Origin of the sequence: Xenorhabdus yunnanensis, from assembly GCF_028598805.1 — a bacterium.
Taxonomy (GTDB): domain Bacteria; phylum Pseudomonadota; class Gammaproteobacteria; order Enterobacterales; family Enterobacteriaceae; genus Xenorhabdus; species Xenorhabdus yunnanensis.
The window spans coordinates 1-239 of sequence record NZ_JAQRFI010000320.1; the positions used below are offsets into that span (position 1 = coordinate 1).

The 239-nt window shown below is 44.8% G+C and carries 1 pseudogene; it reads left to right on the plus strand.

Going from position 1 to position 239, the window contains the following annotated elements:
- Positions 1-38: 38 nt before the first annotated feature.
- Positions 39-239 (plus strand): annotated as a pseudogene (locus PSI23_RS22440) (lysis protein); the annotation flags it as partial.

Genomic DNA, 239 nt, shown 5'->3' on the forward strand with positions numbered 1-239 from the left:
TATTCCGATGATGTTTTCACACGGGCATTTGAACTGTTATGAAGTGGAAGGCCAAAGCTATTTTGCTGGTTGTCTGTATCGTACTGGTTAGCTCGGCTGCATATTCTATCTATTCAGTGTATACGGATAATGGGCGACTCTCTGGAGAGAATGAGTCACTGACAACTCAGCTATCAGAGAAAAACGCCATCATCACCACCCAGCAAGAGCGAATCAATCAACTCGCAGAACTGGATACC